The organism is Okeania sp. SIO2B9 (assembly GCF_010672505.1).
Classification (GTDB): domain Bacteria; phylum Cyanobacteriota; class Cyanobacteriia; order Cyanobacteriales; family Microcoleaceae; genus Okeania; species Okeania hirsuta.
Map to the genome: position 1 here is coordinate 1 of NZ_JAAHGK010000521.1, position 4911 is coordinate 4911.

Genomic DNA, 4911 nt, shown 5'->3' on the forward strand with positions numbered 1-4911 from the left:
TAGTTGAATAGGAATCTACCATACTGAGAGTTTGATCGTAACCTCGCATTGTGTTTGCTATGAACAATAAATTTTTAAGCTTTAGGCTATCTAATTATGTTAGTAACATAACTTAAGCTTTCAGCCTATTAACAATTAAAAGAAACTGACACAAGCAATCTCAAATTAATGTATCAGCTACTCATTATCAAAAATGACAACTATTTAGACATGAAGGGTGTACCTCATAGTTGCCCCCCTTTCTCTTCCCACTTTATGAGGTAAGAATTTAGATGAGGGTTTTCATTTCTCATCTAACAGATGAAAAATAACACGCTAACCATAAACCTTTTAATCAATCCCAGAAAGGGATGAACTATAGTTATTATTTTTTTCTATTACACCTCCTTTTTTTCTTAGCACCTACTCTTACTATTACATCTCCTATTAATCTTAGGGTTGGTTGGTAAGATTTCCAGGTGACTATTTTTATTAGTTTAATGCTAGCAATAATCTGTACATTAATTTAGCTCCGCTATTTATCATGTTGAATTTAGAGAAGTATTCATAGTTTTTTCAAACATAGGACTTAATTTTAACTATAGATAAAAATTTTGCCCAACTGCTGACTGCTAATATTTTCAAGACTTGTTGGTTCAGTATTATTACTGATTCCTATATTATGATAATTAATTTTATTCTATCTGCGATAGTTGAAGTCTAATTGGGGAAAAACTAAGTACTTTCCAGTATAACAACTTAATTCGAGCAAAAGTCACTCTTAATTATCCTCATACTTATGATTTTTTTGTAGTTACGGTCATTACAGATCGATCTTTTGTTGTTTATTCTTCTGTAATCTAACACAAATTAATTAATTATTTGAATTTTTATGTTAATTTTTACACTGTGGTGTCAATCTTTAAATAATAGCAAATTTTGATATTTGTAATTTCTTAACTGTCTTATTGTAACTTTGGAGCTGACCTGTGAGCAAAAAAACTGTCAAGGTAGACTTAATAATCTGAAAAATATCTAATTTAGAGAGTTTGCTACTGCGAATAATACTTATCCTTTACATCATTATGTACACTCAATTGGTATTATAACAGATACCCCTTATATGTAAGTTATCTCAAACTTTAGCAATTAGGGTTAAATATTTACGTTAAGATAAATTAATTTTTTGATGGTAACAGTTTAACATCAAGATTTATGAGCAAACTTTTGTAAACACAAAGTTAAGGCGAGTGAAAATAGAAAATATGAAATCAATTCATTGCCAGCGCTGAATATGAAAATAGTTAGTATTAACTGTTGATAGATGCTCTTAACTGCTAAACATAAGTAAAATAACAAACTACAATTTTTGCCAGAAATTGATATTTATTAAGATTTATTAATTTAAGTGTGACTTTCTCATATTTGCCTATTTATTCCAAATAAGAACCTTTTCTCAAAAATTTGATGTAATTTTCAACAAAAGGGCGAGTAATCTTTCTGTTAGTGATTCTTTGCCCACTATGATAGTGAATCTGAGCATGAACATGATAACCAGAAGTTCTTCCTGTAAGTCCTTGAATACCAATTGGTTGTCCTTTCTTAATTCTTGTTCCTCTTCTTGGTGGAGAACCTTGAACTAAATGACCCATCAACCAATAATAATTAGTCCCATCACACATAAGTTCAACTATCTGACCTGCACCTTGGGCAGTTGTAAAACTTCCATTTGTGCCTTGAAATCTAGTTCTAAGAATAGTTCCTTGACAGGGTGCTGGAATGGGAATTTTTAATTTACCATTTTGTTCTAGAGTAAAATCGTAAGCTCCAGGAGGACTATCGTCAATCAAATAAGGTGTATGAACTACATAAGGGAGAAACCGATCGGATTTACCATAGTATGGGGGAAACAATGGACTAATTTTCTGGAAGTGTTCTTGTACCCATTCTTGAACAATGTCAATTTTTTTTATAGTTTGCTCGAAAATTTTGACTCCTGTTTTTACGAAAGGAGCTAGCACTGTTATATAGATCAAAGATATAAAGATCAAAAAAACTAAAAAATTTTTAATACTGCCAGTATAACGATTATCTTTTGCGTGAAAGGCAAGTTGTTTAATTATCAAAAAAAATGGTAATTGAGGGTACTTTATTGAATTTTTAGATATTTTTTTATATTTTAATTTTAGCGGAAATTTTTTCAAGAAAAATTGCATAATTGAATTTTTATTATTACAATCAATTGGGAATTATAAAGACAGTACAGTTGCACAATACTAAAGATGGTTTTCAGAAAATCATCTTGATTTATCAAAAACTTATAGATTCTCCTATTACGTCTTCAGGGCAAATAGAAGTAAACTATGTACCAATAGATAGTTTTTAAACATACTATAACTGTAGAACTTAAAGAATAAATTTTACCTATTTTGTTTTTTTTAGTTTGATATAAAATTCTTCATTATGTATCTGCTAAATTCCAGACATTGAGATTAAAAAATATAAAATTTTAAAATTTTTTCTATATATATTAGCAATCCTAAATCCTATGTAAAAAATTCAAAACATACTTAATAAGTTTGAAACTTTTCCTTCTATAATTTGTTGCCTTTGTTTTCTGGATAAAAAATTGTCAGTTATATAGTAATTTCATTTGAGTTGCGTAAAAAAAATGGACGCTTTTAGGCAAAAGGCAATCATGTTAGAAGCAACAGGTAAGAAGGTTTGCCGGACTTTTTACTGTTAGTAAATAACTAACTCTTGTTTGACATCTCATTTGAAAACGCTATAGTAATTTTCATTTAGTTAGATAGGATACAGATGCTACAGTTTAAAGGTAGCTATACTTATAATTGATTTAGTTCAGTAAAAAAAAGTCAGTCTAACCTTATTACTTTTTTTCTCATCCTCCGAGTTAAATAATCAGCACTTACTTCTAGTTTCTAGTATTTTAAAATCAAAAACTGTAGTAATGCTACTACTAACTAATACCTATTTCATGTAAAGCTACACAGAATGAGGTTTTAGGTATTGTATATTATACCAATTTAATCTGAAGTGGCATAGAACTATCAAATTTATTAACTTGTATATCTCGATCTAAAGTCAACTTTGACGAAAATAATTCTATGCAACTTCTGATGAATTTGGTATAAGGAAATAGCAAAAAATCAATTATCCAATTCTTGGACACCTCCTCATCTCTGCTCCCTACTAAAGCAGGGCTGTTTCATTCTAAACTGTGCCATTTTATGCATTGACTAAACCACGTTATTTACAGCTTTAGGAATTTTATCTTTCCCTGTCTGAAAATCAATAAATTCATTGTCAAAATCTAGAATGAAATTACCCTGCTACTCAAGAAATATATTTTTATTTAAATTATTTAAAGTCCCTAATAAGAATTAATTTGAGTTATCTTTAATTACCCACTTCCACAAAATATTAGTAGGTCCTTGAGCACTAATCTGACATACTTGTTCTTCTAAACGCTTTTGTTCTTCAGGAGATAAACCCCAAAGAATATGTCTACTTTGCCAAACTAAAACAGCAGTTGTCATACCAATACACAAACCTAAACCAAGTGTCGGTAACCTATGATAAATCAAAGCGTAACGTACAGCAATCCAAGTAAAATGCTCTGCCCACAAAGAAATTTCTCTGCGTAAACTCCAGAGACTTAGAAAACCAATACTCATCCAAAGCAACCCAACTATCAGCCATCTAACGTAGATGATTAGTCTGTAAAGTCTTTCGACTCGGACTTTTAAAACTGGATCATCTTTGTTCATTTTGAGGAAGAAATAAGCAAGAGTAAATTTTTATGATATACCAATTTAATCAAAGACTATGACAAAACTTTTTAGAAGAAATAGGGAAAAATTAAGTATTATAATTTTCAAATTATCATTTTCCTATAGTTATTTTTAAATAGGGCTTGCTGATTAAATCTCAAAGTATTTACAGATAAAAGTTTTAGCCTTTTTGGGGTCGAATTGCAGTGCGCCTGTTTCAGTCTAAAACCCTCAAAAAGGAGCGTATTTTAGGCGCATAGTTGGGCAGAAAAATTATTCTTACAATTCTTACTCCTACCTCCTCTAAGTAACCATGTCTCCTGTCTCCTGTCTCCTATCTCCTGTCTCCTACCCTCACCCATAAGACTTTTTCAGCAAACCCTAAACAGTATTTTCTTGGTCTTCTGGTAATTGAAAATTTTCTACTACTGGGTTAGGAATAGATTGACCAATACGCTCGCGCCACCAAGCTAAAAGTGTACTAGCAATAAAAATACTAGAGTAAGAACCTGCAATAAAACCAATAATTAAAGCTAAGGCAAAATACTTTAAAGTTTCACCACCAAATAGAAGAATGCCTACTAACGGTAATAGAGTAGTCACAGTAGTATTAATAGATCTGGTCAAAGTTTGATTGACTGCATCATCAACAATACGATCTATTGACTCTCCTGGATAGCGCTTAATTACTTCCCTAACTCGGTCATAAATTACCACTGTATCGTTAACCGAAAATCCAATAATAGTTAGTAGAGCAACCAAGAATAAACTATCTACCTCAACACCAACTACTAAACTAATAATTGAAAAAATACCCACCGTCACTAATATGTCATGGAACAGAGCGACAAAAGCAAATACTGCATAGTCCAACTGGAATCTAAAAGTTAGATAGACAGTAATACCAAAGAAAGCAACCAGGAGAGCTGATATTCCAGAAGTAAAAATTTGTCGTCCCAAAGTAGGGCCAACAGTATCAATTTGTGTAGAACTTGGATCGAATTCACCAAACTCTGAACTTAAAGCAGCGATTAATTTAGTTCTATTATCAACATCTAGAGTTTTGGTGCGTATGTCAAGAGCTTGTTTTTCTTCTCCTACAACTTGAATCTTGCTATTACCTAAATCTTGATTGCTC

3 protein-coding genes are annotated in these 4911 nt (G+C 31.1%); all 3 read right to left on the bottom strand.

Translation table 11 applies throughout. From position 1 onward, the window contains the following. Window positions 1–1412 precede the first annotated feature (1412 nt). Window positions 1413–2000, bottom strand: a complete 588-nt coding sequence (locus F6K13_RS18220; protein WP_161564591.1) for a M23 family metallopeptidase — start codon at window positions 1998–2000, stop codon at window positions 1413–1415. A 1383-nt stretch (window positions 2001–3383) separates the two neighbouring features. Beyond that, window positions 3384–3770, bottom strand: a complete 387-nt coding sequence (locus F6K13_RS18225; protein WP_124145686.1) for a hypothetical protein — start codon at window positions 3768–3770, stop codon at window positions 3384–3386. Window positions 3771–4154: 384 nt separating this feature from the next. Continuing rightward, the coding region (gene secF / locus F6K13_RS18230) for a protein translocase subunit SecF (RefSeq protein WP_287287949.1) at window positions 4155–4911 on the bottom strand (757 nt) is incomplete at its 5' end.